Source organism: Bremerella cremea (genome assembly GCF_039541315.1).
GTDB classification, from domain to species: domain Bacteria; phylum Planctomycetota; class Planctomycetia; order Pirellulales; family Pirellulaceae; genus Bremerella; species Bremerella cremea.
This window is the reverse complement of sequence record NZ_BAABFZ010000003.1, coordinates 528,584-544,936: the sequence shown is the minus strand read 5'-3', so window position 1 is coordinate 544,936 and position 16,353 is coordinate 528,584. Positions and strand designations below refer to the sequence as shown.

Below are 16,353 nucleotides of genomic sequence, written 5' to 3'. Positions count from 1 at the left end.
CGGGCGAAGATCGCTCACGGAGTTTCACAATCTATGGCGAAGAATATGGAATCGATTCCACCTCAAGAGGATCGACGCGGCTTCTTCTCGAAAGCGGCCGCTGTGGTCATTGGTGGTCTGGTCGGTGTAATCCCCTTTGGTGCCGGTCTGGCGACGCTGCTCGACCCGATCTTTCGGAAAGGTGACAAGGGAGAGTTCCGCAAGATCGCGGCTCTCGATGCCATTCCCGACGATGGTTTTCCAAGAAGATATCCCGTGATAGCTACGCAGCGGGATGCCTGGAATGTCTATCCCAACCAGCCGATCGGCGCGATCTATCTGCGACGTCTGCCTGGCGAGTCGACCGTCGAGGCGATCAACGCCGTTTGTCCCCATGCCGGTTGCTTTGTCGACTTCAATCGCGAAGCTGGCGACGGAGGCTTGTTCCAGTGCCCTTGCCACCGCAGCGACTTTAAGCCGGATGGCGAACGGTTGGAACCAGAGACCTGCCCGAGTCCCAGGAACCTCGACACGCTCGAGGTCGACCAGCAGAAACTGGCCAAGGGAGAAGTGTGGGTTGAGTTCAAGAACTTCAAAGCGGGACATCCAGAGAAAGAGCCGATTCAATGAAAACGCTGATCGATTGGATCGACAACCGAACTGGCATTCGTCACGCCGTCAACGAAGCACTCTACGAGAACATCCCTGGCGGTTCGCGCTGGCGCTATGTTTGGGGCAGCACGCTGGTGTTCGCCTTCATGGTGCAGCTGATTACCGGCATCTTCCTATGGGCTTCGTACAGTCCGAATGCGAAGGGAGCGTGGGAGAGCGTCTACTTCATTCAGTACGAGATGCAGGGAGGCTGGATGCTGCGCGGGATCCATCACTTCATGGCCCAGATGATGATCGTGCTGCTGGCTCTGCATTTTCTGCAAGTGGTGATCGACGGAGCGTATCGCGCGCCGCGTGAATTCAACTTCTGGACCGGGCTGATCTTGATGCAGATTGTGCTTGGGCTCTCGCTGACCGGTTACTTGTTGCCGTGGGACCAGAAAGGTTTCTGGGCGACCCGTGTCGCAACAAACCTAGCCGGCTTGCTACCTTGGATCGGGGACGATGTGCAGAAGATCGTGGTCGGAGGAACCGACTATGGTCACGCCACCCTAACCAGGTTCTTCGCCTTGCATGCCGGCGTGTTACCAGCGGCCCTGATCGGCGTTCTGTTCCTGCATATGGTGCTGTTTCGTCGGCATGGTGTGACCGCCGTTGGTGCCGATAAACGTCCCGCTGCTTACTTTTGGCCTGACCAGGTCTTGAAGGACGCGGTCGCGTGTCTGGCGGTGATGGTCGTGGTAATGTTCTTCGTGTTACGAGGCTACTTCTTCGCCGGCGAAGATCACTCTGGCTTGCCGATCGAAGCCCACCTCGGCGCAGAGCTTGGTGCCCCTGCCGACCCGTCGACACCCTTCTCGGCGGCTCGACCCGAGTGGTACTTCTTGTTCCTGTTTCAGTTTCTGAAGTACTTCCCCGGCGAAGCGGAAATCTATGGCGCAATCGTGATTCCGGTCGTCATCATGATCTCGTTGTTTCTGATGCCGCTCGTTGGCAACTGGAAGATCGGGCATGGTTTCAACATCGCCTTGATCGTGGCCCTATTGGGCGGCGCTGGCTTCTTGAGCTTCGTCGCGATCCAGGAAGACCGAGCCAACGAGTCGTATCACCTCGCGACCGAAGAAGCAGAACGGAACGCGATCCGCGCGATCCAGTTGGTCCAAGCTCCGTCGGGCATTCCGGAAACGGGAGCCGTATCGTTGATGCGAAACGATCCGAAGACGCAAGGCCCGGTGTTGTTTGCCGCCAATTGCAATAGCTGTCATGCCTACAATCCAGTGGCCGAGTTGTTGCCGTTTGATTCACTGCGTGGCGAAGGGCTGGTGCCGCCGGCTCCGGTCTCAGGACCCAACCTGTATGGCTTCGGCACGTCGAAGTGGGTGAAGGCATTCCTCACGCCGAACCCCGTTCGCATGGAAGCCGAGATCGTTCGCAAAGATGAAGAGCGAGCCGGCAAACTTGGCCCGCAGCAGTCGAACGATCCGAAGGAAATCGAAGTGGTGCCGATCAACAGCTTCCACTTCTTCGGCGGAACGTCGCACCTGGAAGGCGAGATGGCAGGCTACGTGACCGAAACGATGTCGGACAAGGACGAATGGTCGGACGAAGACCTGGCGGCGATCGTCGCGGCATTGGCGGCTCAAAGCGGGATCGAATCGGAAGCGGAACTTGGCCCCGACAAGATTGCCCGAGGTAACGAACTGCTGGCCAGCGAAGACCACTGTGCGATGTGTCACAACTACGACGCCGAGAGTGATTATGGCGACGCGGTCGATCTGAATGGATTTGGTTCGCGGCAGTGGTTGATGGACTTCATCAGTAATCCGTCGGCGGCACGGTTCTACGGCGACAACAACGACCGGATGCCGGCATTCAACGAAGATCCGCACAACGAAGTCTCGAATCGCATCGCAAGACGAGACCTCGAGATCATCGTCGACTGGCTGCGTACCGACTGGTACGAACCGCAGCCGGCCCCGGCAGGTGCCGAATACGAAGAGCCATCGCCCGAGGCGGATGTCGCGGCGCCGACTTCGTAAGATTCGTTCTAAGACGCGTTTGATACAGCACTTACGAGGCGAGTTTCTTCCTTGGGGCTCGCCTCTCTTTGTGCGCGGAACGAGCGAGGCACCCCCTGATATTTTCCCTATTTCGCCAGATCGGTTCAATCCGAAGGCATCCCGCAGCCGATAAGGAAAGAAACATAACTCGATCTTGTTCGAAAGTAGCTAGCAGATGTGGTGCCCTCGTTGTCAGACTCAGGTCGCTGGAATTGCCTCGCCTCGCGAGCATTCGGTGCTTGTCTGCGCGAAGTGCCAGACGCGGCTCGATTCTTCGGCAGAGACGTCTCACGTCAAGCGTCCTGCTGCAGCGTCGGCGGAACCATTACCGGGACTTCGCCTCGATACGCATCGCATGCAAACCACGCTGGGACGGATTGACCGTCTTGTGCAGCGGTTTGAAGAGCCAGCCCATTTCGATGATTTGCCAGAGCTGCGTTCGGCGTCACGTCCACGACCCGAACCAGCCCTGCGAGACGAGTTGCCGGAAGTGAAGCCGGACAATGGCTTTCCCTGGTTAGCATCGATCAGCCTGGCAGGCGGCGTCATGCTGCTGGTCTGTGGCTGTTTTCTGATTGTCTGGAGCGTCGTCACGCGTCGCCCGGAACTCTTTAATATTGGCTTCCCGATCGCCGTGGTTTCGCTGGGCTGCATGGCCTTGGCGGCATGTTTGTTCTTCCAGGAAGCTTCCGGTCGTCAGGCCGAAACGCAGAAGTGGCTGGCAGACGTGCAGAATCAGTTAGGCGGCATTCGCGAGATCGCCAACAACAGTCGGCACTCGCTCGGTTCGATTCCCGAACTGCCGAGCTCCCCTGCCCCGGCCACGAACGAGCGACTAGTTCAGTCGGAAGAGCGTTTGAACCAACTGCGTCGCCGTCTGAACGAAACGCGACGACTCTCTTAGAACGAAGCTTCACGCTTCACGCTCGCAAGATTACGGACGGCTAAAGAAACGTGTCGAGCTTCAGAAGTCTCTGCCCGTACCCTTGGAACACGATTCCGAACTGGCAGATCGCATACGCGGCGAGGGTTGCTTGGGCGATGGTAAAGGTCGCCAGTGTGGCCTGCCCGATCGTTACAATGCCGACGCCAAATTGGGCGATGGTAATCACTCCGAAGCCAAACTGCCCGATCGCGATCACACCGTTCGCGACCACCGGCGTGCGGTTCGCGCGGTACTTGAATGAAATGTGTACCAGCGGCAGCCCGAACAGTGTGGCCTTCGATTTGTATTCGTAGCCAAAAGTCATTCTGGTGCGGCGACGATAAGGCATCGTCACTCCGCACTCTTGGCAGAAGTGATCCGAACGCCTGACGAGCGCTCCGCAGTTGCGGCATGGAGAGGTTGCCATCACGTTCCCTTGCGAACCGAGAAAAAGCAAACTGGTTGCCCCAGCGTAGCGTCAGCGATGGTGGCTCGCAATGAAAATCGTTTGACGGTAGTGGATCCGGGATCACGTTTGATCGACGCGAAAAGGCAAGAGACAGATGGGGTACGGTACGAATCGAGTCGCAACGCTCACGATCGCTGCGATGTTCCCATCTGTCTCTTGCGATTGTCGCTAAAGCTCCCCTCAACTCGCGACAAATGCCATCTGGCGGCTCTTTGGTGCATCGCACGCTGAAATGCAGTGGAGCTTCGTAGCCAGGGTGGCGTTCAAGGTTTCTTGCGGTGGCAACTGCACGAAGACTTGCCCGTTGTCGAGCTTCACTGGGAAGACCTGTAGCTTGAATTCTTCGCCGGTCAGACACTCGCCCGTTTCCAGCGAGAACGACTTCTTGTGCAGCGGACAGGCCACCTTCGGCACCCCTGCGGCGTCGCCAATGATGCCGCGCGACAAGACAAACGCGTTCTTATGCGGGCACATGTTCTGGCAGGCATACCAGTCGCTGTGCGTGGTCGCTCGGAAAATGGCAATCTGAACGTCGCCATATTTCACTGCCGCGCCACCATTGACCGGGAAGTCGGTCTCCATCCCCATCGGAACCCAACTGAGCGTCTCTTCGGGAGCTGGTTCGTGCGAGATGACCTGACCGTCGAGTCCCTTCAATTCGACCAACGAGACATTCCCTTCCGGCCAATCGGCAGGTCGCTGCTGGTCACGTTCGGTGATAATCTCGATACCTGGTTCCGATTCGTCGGTGTTGACGAACTGTTTGAAGAAGGCTCGCTTTTCCGGATCTTCAACGACCGACTTCCATTCACATTGGTAGGTATCGACCAGCATCTGCATCCGCGATTCCAGTTCGTCGCAGATGCCGAGCGAGTCGTTGATCACCACGTCGCGAATATGATGGAGGCCCCCTTCCATCTTCTCGAGCCAGACGCTCGTTCGCGTCAGCTTGTCGGCGGTCATAATGTAGTACATCAAAAAACGGTCCATGTATTTGACGGCCGTTTCTTCGTCGATATCGGCGACCAGCAAGTCGGCATGCCGTGGATTGGCACCGCCATTGCCGCAGACATACAAGTTGTATCCGTTCTCGGTCGCGATCAGACCGACGTCTTTGCCTTGGGCCTCGGCACATTCCCGGACGCAGCCACTGACGGCGAATTTTAGTTTGTGCGGGGCCCGGATCCCGCGGTAACGGTTTTCGATCCGAATGGCGAAGCCAACCGAATCGCCCACGCCGTAGCGGCACCAGGTACTGCCGACGCAGCTCTTCACGGTACGGACCGCTTTGCCATAGGCATGGCCGCTTTCAAACCCGGCGTCGATCAGTTCAGACCAGATGTCGGGCAAGTCTTGCACTTTGGCCCCGAACAAGTCGACACGCTGGCCGCCGGTGATCTTCGTGTACAAATTGTACTTCTTAGCGACTTCGCCCAGGACAATTAGCTTGTCCGGAGTGATCTCGCCACCGGCAACACGCGGAACGACGCTGTAGGTGGCGTCGCGCTGGATGTTCGCCAGAAAGCGGTCGTTCGTGTCTTGCAGCGTCTTGTGGGATGTCTCCAGGATATGGTCGTTCCAGAGCGAAGCCAGGATCGAAGCAACCGCTGGTTTGCAGGTTTCGCAGCCATCCCCTTTACCGTGCGAAGCGAGCAATTCTTCGAACGATTTGATCTCTTTGATTTTGACGATCTCGAACAATTCCTGACGCGAATAGGCGAAGTGTTCGCACAGGTCTTTGCTGAGCGATTTGCCTGCGGCTGCCAGTTCGGCCGAAAGGATGTCGGTCACCAGCGGCATGCAGCCACCACAACCGCCCCCGGCTGAAGTACACTTCTTGACTTCGGCTGGGGTCATCAGGTCGTTGTCGCGAATGGCCGCACAGATTTGCCCCTTGGTGACATTATTGCACGAGCAAATCTGGGCGCTATCCGGCATCGAAGCTGCCCCACCCAGGGCTGCCGCTCCGCCGCCATCGCCGCTGGTGCCCATCAATTCACTCGGCGAGCAAGGCAACGGATCACCACTTTTGGCGAAGATCGAAAGCGTGCCGTACTCGGACGCATCACCCACCAGAATGCCGCCGAGCAAAGTCTTGCCATCCTTGCTGAAGAGCAGCTTTTTGTACGATCCCTGGAATGGGTCTTCGATCACCATCGAGGTGCTGATGTCGTCGCTCGCTTCGTAGTTGCCGAAGCTGGCGACATCGACCCCCATCAGCTTCAGCTTGGTCGAAAGATCGGTTCCGGCGAACTGGCGATCTTCTCCACAGAGATTGGCGGCAACGATCTCGGCCATCTCGTAGCCAGGAGCCACCAGTCCGTAGATCATGCCGGAGTGCAGCGCGACCTCGCCAATCGCGAACACCTTGGGATCGGACGTGCGAAGATGATCGTCGACCGAGATCCCGCCACGCGGGCCGACATCGATCCCAGCATCCCGGGCCACTTCGTCACGCGGACGAATACCAGCCGAGACGATGATCATGTCGACGTCGAGGGTCGAGTCATCGGTGAAGACCATCCGTTCGACTTTGCCATCGCCTTGGACTTCTTTGGTTCCTTTGTTCAAGTGCACGTCGACGCCCAGGTCTTCAATCTTCTGAATCAACAGCTTCGAGCCGCGATCGTCGACCTGGCGAGGCATCAAACGGGGAGCGAACTCGATTACGTGGGTCTTCATCCCCAAGTCGAAGGCAGCCTTGGCGGCTTCCAGACCGAGCAGACCGCCGCCGATCACCGCGCAGTTCTGGGCGGTCTTGCCGTGGTTGATGATCTTCTCGAGGTCTTCGATGGTGCGATAGACATAAACACCATGCTTATTGATCCCTTCAACCGGCGGAACGAACGGGTACGAACCGGTCGCGATCACGACGTAGTCGTAATGAATTTGCACCCCTTTGTCGGACGTGACGATTTGGTTCTCGCGGTCGATCTTGCCGGCGCGATCGCCGAGGTGAATCTCGACGCCATGCTCTTGGTACCACTCCAGCCGCGCGATCATCAGCTTCTCGGCGTCGCGATGGGCGAAGAAGGATGTCAGTCCGACGCGATCGTACGCAGCGCGAGGCTCTTCACAAAACGTGACAATCTTGTACTGCCGGGCCTGATCGAACTCGACCAGCTTCTCGACAAAGCGATGCCCAACCATGCCGTTGCCAATTACCACGATGGTTTGTGGGTCGTCTGTCACCATGAGCTTCCGATTCCTCTGTTGAGTGGACTTGCGCAGTTCGCCAACAAGCTCTTCGCAAGCACCGTGCCCAGAGAAGAAGGGGAATCTTTTGTCAATTTTGGGGTATGCGCAACTTCGCAGTGAACAACGAGTTGCGCGAACCTATCAGAAATGTGAGCCGAATTAGACCGCGAATGGCGACGAAATGATCGGTGGGAGAATCGGAGTGTGCTGCGCAGGCAGGCAGATAAATGCGAGGCCTGTTCGCAGCTTCCAGGCGATTCGAGGGCGCTCTGAGCCCATGCCTATGTCGACATTTCGCCCAGGGTTAATCCCTGGCGATTGGTATGCCCTGCCCCAGCCAGGGCTAAGACAATTCCCTGGTCGATCGACTGAAATGAATAGATATGCGATGCAGTATGGACCGAGATCGGGGAGCTTAGTGCTTGATCTCTTCCCAGTACTTATCGAACGCACCGTTTACGTGGAAGTCGGGACTGTTGTCGAGGTCGTGACATTTCAAGCAGGTATCACGAGCCTTGCTCAGCGGCAGCTTCATTTGCTCGACCAGTTCGGCTGCTTGCTGGGCGGTGAAGCCCCCTTCGCCATTCTGTGAGGCAACGTGGGCCGAACCTGGACCGTGGCAGTTCTCGCAGCCGACGTTCTGCATCAAAGGAGTTTCCTGGATGCTGAGGTAGCCAGACTGATAAGGCTGATAGAGCTCTTGGTTCCAACCAACTACGTGACACGCCAGGCATTCGGGATCGAAGTGACGCGAAACCTGGAAACGTTCGGGCGGATGAACGAGCGAGTCGGTCGCGTGGCTATGACGCGAGTTCTTCCAGACTTCGTAGGCTTCGCTATGGCAGTCAGCGCACGTATCTGAGCCGACATAGGTGTGACCAGATGGATGGGGCTGAGCGCGGATGCCTAGGCCATCGAAGCCAAGGGTTTCCAACTGCTTTTGATAAGCGGCCAACAAACGAAGCATTTCGTCCGAGTCAGCAAAACGCGAATCGAGGGCGACGCGTTCGTAGCGGATCGGGTTCTGGGGATCGTTGAAGAAGCCGACCACACCGACATACATGCCTTTGGTGCCGACTTGAATCATCTGGGTATTGGTTCCGGCGACAACTTCGGGACGCAGAGTAGGCTCCCCTGCTCCGCCGGCGGTAACGACGATCTGGAAGCCTGGGAATGCCTGGGCAAACTTGCGGCTTTCATCGAGCGAAGCTTCAGCCAATAGCACGTAAAGCTGGCAGTTCTCCGCCTTCAACGCTTCCCAGCTCGCCTTCAGTTCTTCCATGGGGTCACCCATTTCAACTTCGGCGTTCGAGACGCGTTGCTGTTCTTTGGAGCCCAAGACCCCGGTGATGCCGATCTTCACGCCGCCAGCTTCGACGATGCGATACTTCGGCGTGAAGCCGAGCAGGCTGGCGTTGCTCGAAACGTACTTGATGTTGTCTGGGTCGTCGGAGGCAACGGCGGCGAAGACTTCGTCGACCGACAAACGTAAGTCATCAGGACCGAAGCTGATGGCTTCGTAGTCCATCTGGTTCAAACCGTTGGCGGTCGTTTGGAATTTGATTTCTGCCTGGCGACCGAAGCGGCGGACCTGGTTACCGACGTCCAAAGCAACAACGTCCCATCCTTTGTCTTTCCGCAATTGATTGAGGAACGTCTGCCGACGCATCAGTCCCCCTTTTTGATTGGTCAGGCCGGTGCATCCACAAGGTTCGATGTAACCGTGCTGCTGGCCGGTCAGAAAGAGTGCCAGTTCTGGCTTGGGCCAGCCCTCGAACAGTTCTCGGCGAGGAACGTTGGCTCCTCCCTCCTCCTTCTCTTCCAACTCGGCATGCATGGCGACTTGTTGGATTTGGCCGACGGGCTTGTCGGTCGAATCGGACGGAATCGGCTTTGCGTCAGCGAAGTTGACGGTCGCGGGGCTACTGTCGGCGACCTCGACCGCTGGCGACTGCGCAGATGGTGAAGTCGCTGGCGGGGCCTGCGTGGTTTTCGCCGGTTCCATTCCACATCCCACCCAGGCTGCTAGCGAGAGGGTGGCAATCATCGGGCAGAAAGCGAAGCGGCGAGAATGGATACGCATGCGACCGTTGGGGGTGAGGGGAATGTCAAACGATAGCTAACCCCCAGTCTGCAGGAGGTCAGCAATTGAGTGCTCTCAAGGCAACGGTGAATCTACTCGACAGAGAAGTAAACACCAATATTGACCTCTTCGATCTCGGGATGACCTTCCACGGATAGCTCGATTTTTCCAAGATTCTCGCGATCTGGCCCCAGGTAATTGCCGGGAGGTGCGTCGGCCGGGACTTCGATCGAGACCGGAAATTTCTGCACACTTCCGTCGTTGATCGATTCTGGCTCACCCACATCCACCTTCAGGTAGGAAGGAGAAGTTTCTTTGAGGGCGATCTTCACATCGTTGCGATGCGACCCTTTCACAATCAGAAACAGCTTGGTCTTCAGGCCGTCGTGCTGCTTCAGCTTGTTGAGGTAGAGCACCGCTTTCTCGCGGTCGTATTTCTTAACGGCGATTACCGAAATGTCACCAACGATGTACGTGTTGACGCTCAGCTCGAGCACCGGGGCGAACTCGCTGGTGGTGTCGGCGATGATCGTGTGATGGTTGTTGCCCAGCGGCAGGCCTGGCTTCACTTCGACATCGATCATATAGCCAGCCATCGCGCCGTCGGTTTCTTGCAGCTCTTCTTTCGAGAGTGGGCGGCTGGTCACGGTGAGCAGTTCCGACTTGTCGCCGGTCACTCGCAGGTTGGTCATCTCGAACTTAGGTTCTTTGAAGCTCAGGACCTTGGTCGAAGCGGTTCGCGATTCGCCGGCCGACAGATTGGTGAAGCGAATTTCCTGAGGATCGAGGACGATGGCCTGAACCACATCGCCGGTGATCCGCAGTTCTAACAGCGACTGGCGAGGATCGTTCGTGCCGATACGGGCGGTCTGGGCGAAGTCTTCCTGGTACGCCTTCGGACGCCATTCCAGTTTGATCTCGGTGGTATCGCCGGGCTTCACCACCAGCGTGTCCCCTTCTTTCATATCGGCCATGGTGCACTTGCAGGTCGTGCCCTCCATGGTCAGTTCCAAAGGAGCATTGCCTTCGTTCTTCACCACAAAGGTGTGCTCGCCGACCGAGTTCAGTTCCATACGACCGAACTTGTGGATCGTGCCACCTTCGACAGAAACCTTTGGGGCATCTTGCGTGATGGGAATCGATTTCCAGGCCAGTTCCGGATCGGTAACCGGTCCGAAGTGATTGGGCATGTTGGCATCGCGATAGGCGACGGCAAAGCCTGCCATCGAGCCCACCAGGAGACAAACCAGAAGGACGGCAATTGGTTTCATGGCGTATTCGTCGATAAGAATTGAAGCGAGGGGGGGAAATGAGAGGCGAATCGCTACCCTCCCATTGTACGCAAATTTTCCATGACTTGTTTGGCGTAAATTTCAGCATCAGGGGCCGCCGGCTGGTTTTCGATGCCGGAAAACGGTCCTGGGTCGTGGATTTTCAGGCGATCTTCCAATCTTCGTTCGGCATGGGGATTCAAATCATCCAGACGAAGGGCTTCCTCCGCCTCGGCGACACTTTCCTCCCTCAAACCAGCTAGATGCAACGCCCAAGCGAGTTGGGCATGATGAATCGCGCGGTTGGGGTACAGCCGGACTGCTTCCCGATAGTGATCGATCCCTTTGAGCAGGTGATTCGGATCGTTTGACTGGCGATAGATATCGAGATACCAGTTGCCGGCCGAGAAATGGAGCGGGAAGTAGCGCCCTGCTCTTCGGAACGTTTCGTCGAGCGACAATTCAAACGCATCGAGTAGCGGCTGCCGAACCGGTAGCGGAGCATCGACATTGTTCGCCCAGCCCTCGAAGTAAATATTGGCCTCCATGGCCGGGCCTTCTTTGCTCCACAGGTCAGCGGCCGATGCCAACTTGGCCCGTTGTTCCATCTCGCGCCAGTCGCCGCGGCGCGAAGCCATGTTCGCCAGCGAAATCTGCGTCTTGCGACCGGTCGATGGTTGAATCCCCCACAGGATAACGATCATCAAGCCGACGAGCCCGCAGCCCATTGGCAGCAATTTGAAACGCCAGTCTTCGACTTCCACCGTTTGTTGCGAAGGAGAGGCGACCGCGGCCAACAGAAACAGCGAGCCCGCCACGCTCGGGAAGCCGATTCCACCGGCGGCCAACAAATCGATTAGCAGTGCCGCTAAAGCGATTGTCAGCCAGAGTCGTTGATCGCGAATGATCGGTGCGCCTTGCAGCGCCAGGCCGACGATCGCTGCCGGAACAATGCCGACCAGCACCATCGTGAAATCAGGCGTCATCTCTTGCATGATCATCTGCAACAGCGGCGCGATGAATGGTGCAATCGCGGCACCGATCCAGATGGGTTTCGCAGAAGGCGTGTCTTCGGCGGGCTTGGCTGGTTCTGCTTCAGTGGGTTCGACGTTCTTCGCCAACCGCATCGACCAGCAAACCATCGCAGCCAGCAGCAACGCAATCGCAGGCGTGCCGGCCATCGCCCAGATTTCAAAGACGAAGTTGTGCGGATCGGCGACCGTCTCGCTGGCCATCGGCAGCATGAACTGCGGATAGTAGCCCTGGAAGTTCCCCAGACCACAACCAAAGATCGGATTGTGAGCGATGATCGCGGCGGCACCCTGCCAGTATTGCAGTCGATACAGAACTGACTTCGGGGCTTCGCTCAGCACTTCGACATCCAGCACGCCGGTAACGAAGCCAACCATGAACAGTCCGAGGAAGGCGGTCAGGCCAATCGTAGGAACCATCCACGAAACCCGTTTGCCGATTCCCGATCCATAGAACCCGATCAGCATCAGACCGAAAATCGTCGCCAGCCAGGCGGTTCGACTTTTCGTGAGGAGTAAGCAGATCCCTGCCAGCACAACGACCAGCGTCAGTCCGCCAATCCGTTTCCAGTCGGGGCCGTCGCCGAAGGCGTTCTTCAGCCAACCGATCGAAAGCAACAGCCATGGCACGAGAAAACCGGCCAACGAGTTGGTCAGCGTGAAGGTGGCGGTTGGCTCGGAACTGTTGAGCACGCGGTTCTCAAACAACTGTCGAACCGGATTGCCTGGCGTCGGATCGATGCCGTTGTCGAGCAAGATTTGTTTGGGGTTGGCGCGATAGGCGGCCTGTTGGGCCGGCAGCAAGACCTGATACTGATAGAGGGCGTACGCCGAAACAAACGCAGCGAGGCAGATCATGACGGTCAGCAACGCGTGACGCTGGGCATCGGTAACGACCCATTGGCGGATCAAGAAGTACGCGATCAGCAGATGGGCGTAATCCCAGAAGTTGTTGAACGCTGCCCGCAGGTTCCCTTCTCCGGCCACGAACCAGGTCGAAAGAGCGAGCCAGGTGAGAAACCCGGCCAGGCACCATTCCGGCAGACCCCAACGGATTTCCAGCTTCGGTTTCGCCAGCGCGGTCACACCCCACAGCAGCAGCAACAAGCACCAGGCAACCGCCAACCAAAGTTCGGCGCCTCGTTCCGGAGAGCCTTCGCTGGAAACCAGCGGTGTCACGACCGCCAACAACGCGATCCCGCCGCCGACCAGGTCACGCAACAGCGTCGAACTTTGCTCTTCCGGTTGGGAACGTCGGTCTCGTTTGTTCTTGCTGGCCATTTACTCGGCTCGATTCCGATCTTTGCGGCGGGCGGCTCGCTCGATCAGCGCGATCAGGCACAGCACGCAAAACACTAACATCAGCACCAGCACGGCACCTACACGATCGACTTGATGCAGCAGCATCGCACCCAGGCCGCAGGTCATCGTCAACAAATAGATCACCAAAACAGCGCTGGTTTTGGAAAAGCCCATCTCGACCAGACGGTGCGAGAAATGGCATTTGTCGGCCTGGAACGGACTACGACCTTCTCGCAGGCGAATGTAAAGGACCGTGATCAAGTCGTAGAGCGGAACCGCCAGAATGCAAAGCGGCGCGAGGATGGCATGTTGCCGGTTGTCCTCATAACTGCCAAAGGTCGCCAGGATTGTCATGACGGCCATGCAAAATCCGATCAAATAACTGCCCGCGTCCCCCATAAAAATCTTGGCTGGTGGCCGGTTGTGATAGAGAAAGCCAAGAATCGACCCGGTCAGCACCAGCAAAAATCCTCCCACAAAAAGTTGAGGACCGGCGGTAGCTGGATCTGGAGCGAGCAGCAAAACCGAAGCAAGCATGAACGAACCGATGCCGGCGATCCCGGCCGAGAGGCCATCCATGTTGTCGAGCATGTTGAACGAATTGATCAACGCGACAATCCAAAACAGCGTGACAATATCGGGCAGCAGAGGAATATCGAGAAAGAAGCTGAGCTTCCAATCGAGAAACCAGACCACGATCGAAGCGACAGCAAACTGCACCGCGAGGCGAATTTTCCAGCCAAGTCCGGTCAAATCGTCCAAAAGTCCAACGACTGCCAACACCGTGGCCAGCGTCAGTAGCGTCCAAAGCGACATCGCTTTGGCTTGATAGCCGGCCAAATGAGGCTGAGCAAAGTCCCAAGCCTTCTGCAGAATCGGTGTGCTGAAGGTGACATCAGGGTGCTGAGTCGCATACCAGACGATCAGTTGAGCGATGGCGAACGGAACGACGAGGCCGGTCCAGATACCAATGCCGCCACCCAAAGGTGTGGGCGTAATGTGAACTTTCCGTTCATTCGGAAGATCGACCAGGCCAAGTCGCGGGGCCCAGCGGCGAACGAGAGAGGTGGTGATCAGCGAAATAATGAGTCCCGGCAAGATAGCCGCGACCACAAATGCCAACGCAACGCTGGGGCTCCACACCACGAATGTTTCCTACGGAATCGAGAAGCTGACGGAATAGGGAAACGTCCATTCTATTCCAAAGGAAGGCAAATCGTAGTCCCGCAATTCGGTTCTATCGAGCCAGTTGCTCTCGAAGGTACTGACGGCAACGGTCAAGGAAGGCGTGATACTCGGCTCGCTGATAGTCGGGATAAGTCCATGGCCACGAAGTCCAGGCCTTTCGCCGGTAATGCAAAGTGACCTCGGCGTAGATGCCATCGCGAAGATAAATGCGGTGATCACGATCTTTGGTCGTGGCCAGCACGAGCTTTGCTTCGGAAATGTAACCGGGATCGAGATTCAGCGGCCTTGCCTCTGGCCACTGCTGCAGATCCGCGTAACGCGCTTCACACGCGTTGGACTGGTGTTTCCAGGCGGGCAATTCTTCCGGAGAGCGAATCGGGGCGAAGGCCCAGAACTGTTTCCGCTGGCCAGGTCCCATTTCTTCGTCGTAGTAGGTGGTCTCGGTCAGCAGAAAGGGATCGCTTTCCAAGGCGATCGGGCCCCACATCGCTTCGGCTTCCTGGCGACCCCAAGCGAGTGCTTCGGGATAGCGGCTGAAGGCGGCGACGATCGGCAAGACCAGGCGAGGCTCCGAGATGTCTCCCAAAATAGTTTCCTTCCGAGGGGGCGGCGCGATCTGAGGGGCGAGATTCGGATCAGTGTACAAGAAAAAAAGAGGCCGCGGATGTTGCCACCCGCGGCCTCTCTTATGCGTCTTTCGACTGGTCTACACCTTCTTAGAAGGTGAAGATGGCGTCGAAACCGTAGAACACACAGTCGTCGTGAGTGCCTTCGGCGTATGGCGTCTGAGCGTTGCCATAGATGCCGTCGAACTTCTCGAAGCGAACTTCAGGACGAACGGTGATGTTTGCGGTTGGCTTCCAGTTCAAACCAACGGTCGTGGCGTAGTAGCTACCTGGGCCGTAACCGACACGGGTACCGTCTTCGTCACAGAACCATTCAGCACGGATACCAGCCGACCAGCAGTCGTTGATTTCCTTGAACAGGTACTGATTGACACCGTACCAGTAAGCGTTTTCAGCAGCACCCAAGTTGGACTGAACACCCAAGTCGTGCTGGAAGACGTAGCTGTAGCCACAACCAATGTCATGAGTCAGCACGAAGCTGTTCATGTAGATGTTGCCACCGTTGGTCTTGCCCCAGTCACCGGCGTTGACCGCCCAAGTGATGGTGGTGCTGTCCGAGATGTCACGGCTGATACCACCCAGGAACGTCGCTTGACCTTCCCAGTTGTCGAATGCCGTGTCCCAGCCTTGAACGTAACCGCCCCAGACCGTGGTGTTTTCGATACCACTGTAGGTAGCGAGCACACCGCCGTGGGTGAACGGTTCGCCGTAGTTCATCGTGTAGGCGTACGAGGTGAAGAAGTTGTCCGGAGCGGTAACGACTTCGTAACCAATGATGGTGTAGAAGTGACCGACCTTAACTTCCCAGTCGCCCCAAGCAGCGGTCAGGTAAGCCTGTGGAATAGCCGAACCGTAGAGGGCTTCGCCAGCACCGGTTTCAGCAGTGTTCCAACGGTTGTCCCAGCGGTAACGATCGCCGTAACCGAAAGCCTGGGTGTCAGGACCGTCAGCACCCCAAACAGCGTCGACTCGGTAACCGAGGTCGAAGCAGTAGGTTTCAGCGTCAGCGGTCTTTTCAGCGTACAACCAAACTTGATTGACGGTTGGAGCGTTCGAGATCTGACGGAAAGCGACAGGAGCGTTACCGTTGTTGGTGTTGACGCCGCGGAAGTTACCGTAGTAACCACCCGAAATCCAACCACCAATCGTCACGCCACAATCGTTTTCACCGAACAGAGTCCAGGGATCGCCGTGTTCACAGCAACCGAACCAGTCCATGCCACCACAGCAGCAATCGCTGTAGCAACCACCAACATCCGAGCCACACGTCAGAGCGTCACCGCAGACGGTGGAATCGGCTGCACATCCGCAATCCGATGCGATTGCGTTATAGCTCACTTGGCTGGCACCGTAGTAACCAGCTTCCTGAGCCGAAGCGACGGTCGAACCGCCGACCATCATTGCGGCTGCCAACATGGCGGCCTTCCAATCCATTTTCATCGTAAAACTCCCTCCAATTCCCAGGAATTCGTGAGCGTCCAAAACGCGAATTACCCAACCCGCCGCTCGGTTGCCTAAACGCCCGTGTCCATTCGGGGCGGGTAAAAAACTTACGCTTCCCCCTTCGTTCCTCTTTTTTGATCCCAGCGGTCGCTTGCCGGTCAGGGCA

11 protein-coding genes are annotated in these 16,353 nt (G+C 57.2%); 3 read left to right on the top strand and 8 right to left on the bottom strand.

The genetic code is table 11. The features are described 5' to 3' along the window. The first annotated feature begins 33 nt into the window (after window positions 1-33). The 3 genes from ABD890_RS04400 to ABD890_RS04390 all read left to right on the top strand — a co-directional run bounded on the left by ABD890_RS04400 (window position 34) and on the right by ABD890_RS04390 (window position 3,555). Window positions 34-609: a QcrA and Rieske domain-containing protein gene (locus ABD890_RS04400; RefSeq protein ID WP_345086267.1), complete on the top strand. Its 576-nt coding sequence runs from the start codon at window positions 34-36 to the stop codon at window positions 607-609. Then, entirely contained in the window at window positions 606-2,630 is a 2,025-nt protein-coding gene (locus ABD890_RS04395; protein WP_345086265.1) for a cytochrome b N-terminal domain-containing protein, read from the top strand. Before ABD890_RS04400 ends, ABD890_RS04395 begins: the two co-directional genes overlap by 4 nt. Window positions 2,631-2,826: 196 nt before the next feature. Beyond that, a complete protein-coding gene (locus tag ABD890_RS04390) occupies window positions 2,827-3,555 on the top strand; it encodes a hypothetical protein (RefSeq protein ID WP_345086263.1) in 729 nt (242 codons plus the stop codon). A gap of 40 nt (window positions 3,556-3,595) precedes the next feature. Here the strand turns inward: ABD890_RS04390 and ABD890_RS04385 are convergent, their stop codons facing one another. From ABD890_RS04385 to ABD890_RS04350, 8 genes are all read right to left on the bottom strand, one after another. Further along, window positions 3,596-3,925, bottom strand: a complete 330-nt coding sequence (locus tag ABD890_RS04385; RefSeq protein WP_345086261.1) for a hypothetical protein — start codon at window positions 3,923-3,925, stop codon at window positions 3,596-3,598. A gap of 300 nt (window positions 3,926-4,225) precedes the next feature. Then, on the bottom strand, window positions 4,226-7,240 hold the full coding sequence (nirB, locus tag ABD890_RS04380) for a nitrite reductase large subunit NirB (protein ID WP_345086259.1): 3,015 nt from the start codon (window positions 7,238-7,240) through the stop codon (window positions 4,226-4,228). 418 nt (window positions 7,241-7,658) lie between these two features. Then, the gene (locus tag ABD890_RS04375) at window positions 7,659-9,248 is read right to left on the bottom strand and encodes a multiheme c-type cytochrome (protein WP_345086257.1); all 1,590 of its coding nucleotides are present in this window, start codon (window positions 9,246-9,248) and stop codon (window positions 7,659-7,661) included. A 170-nt stretch (window positions 9,249-9,418) separates the two neighbouring features. Next, window positions 9,419-10,597, bottom strand: coding sequence for a DUF1573 domain-containing protein (locus tag ABD890_RS04370; RefSeq protein ID WP_345086255.1), 1,179 nt, complete (start codon window positions 10,595-10,597; stop codon window positions 9,419-9,421). 53 nt (window positions 10,598-10,650) lie between these two features. Continuing rightward, window positions 10,651-12,909: an O-antigen ligase family protein gene (locus tag ABD890_RS04365; protein ID WP_345086253.1), complete on the bottom strand. Its 2,259-nt coding sequence runs from the start codon at window positions 12,907-12,909 to the stop codon at window positions 10,651-10,653. Continuing rightward, window positions 12,910-14,076: an MraY family glycosyltransferase gene (locus tag ABD890_RS04360; RefSeq protein WP_345086251.1), complete on the bottom strand. Its 1,167-nt coding sequence runs from the start codon at window positions 14,074-14,076 to the stop codon at window positions 12,910-12,912. A 91-nt stretch (window positions 14,077-14,167) separates the two neighbouring features. Next, the gene (locus tag ABD890_RS04355) at window positions 14,168-14,704 is read right to left on the bottom strand and encodes a DUF4416 family protein (RefSeq protein ID WP_345086249.1); all 537 of its coding nucleotides are present in this window, start codon (window positions 14,702-14,704) and stop codon (window positions 14,168-14,170) included. 130 nt (window positions 14,705-14,834) lie between these two features. Further along, entirely contained in the window at window positions 14,835-16,184 is a 1,350-nt protein-coding gene (locus ABD890_RS04350; protein WP_345086248.1) for a porin, read from the bottom strand. Between the last annotated feature and the right edge of the window lie 169 nt (window positions 16,185-16,353).

What these genes read in the sequence shown, in the direction of transcription:
- ABD890_RS04400 (WP_345086267.1), top strand. Translation starts at nt 34, where the DNA reads ATGGCGAAGAATATGGAATCGATTCCACCTCAAGAGGATCGACGCGGC.
- ABD890_RS04395 (WP_345086265.1), top strand. Translation starts at nt 606, where the DNA reads ATGAAAACGCTGATCGATTGGATCGACAACCGAACTGGCATTCGTCAC.
- ABD890_RS04390 (WP_345086263.1), top strand. Translation starts at nt 2,827, where the DNA reads ATGTGGTGCCCTCGTTGTCAGACTCAGGTCGCTGGAATTGCCTCGCCT.
- ABD890_RS04385 (WP_345086261.1), bottom strand. Translation starts at nt 3,925, where the DNA reads ATGCCTTATCGTCGCCGCACCAGAATGACTTTTGGCTACGAATACAAA.
- nirB (WP_345086259.1), bottom strand. Translation starts at nt 7,240, where the DNA reads ATGGTGACAGACGACCCACAAACCATCGTGGTAATTGGCAACGGCATG.
- ABD890_RS04375 (WP_345086257.1), bottom strand. Translation starts at nt 9,248, where the DNA reads ATGGAACCGGCGAAAACCACGCAGGCCCCGCCAGCGACTTCACCATCT.
- ABD890_RS04370 (WP_345086255.1), bottom strand. Translation starts at nt 10,597, where the DNA reads ATGAAACCAATTGCCGTCCTTCTGGTTTGTCTCCTGGTGGGCTCGATG.
- ABD890_RS04365 (WP_345086253.1), bottom strand. Translation starts at nt 12,909, where the DNA reads ATGGCCAGCAAGAACAAACGAGACCGACGTTCCCAACCGGAAGAGCAA.
- ABD890_RS04350 (WP_345086248.1), bottom strand. Translation starts at nt 16,184, where the DNA reads ATGAAAATGGATTGGAAGGCCGCCATGTTGGCAGCCGCAATGATGGTC.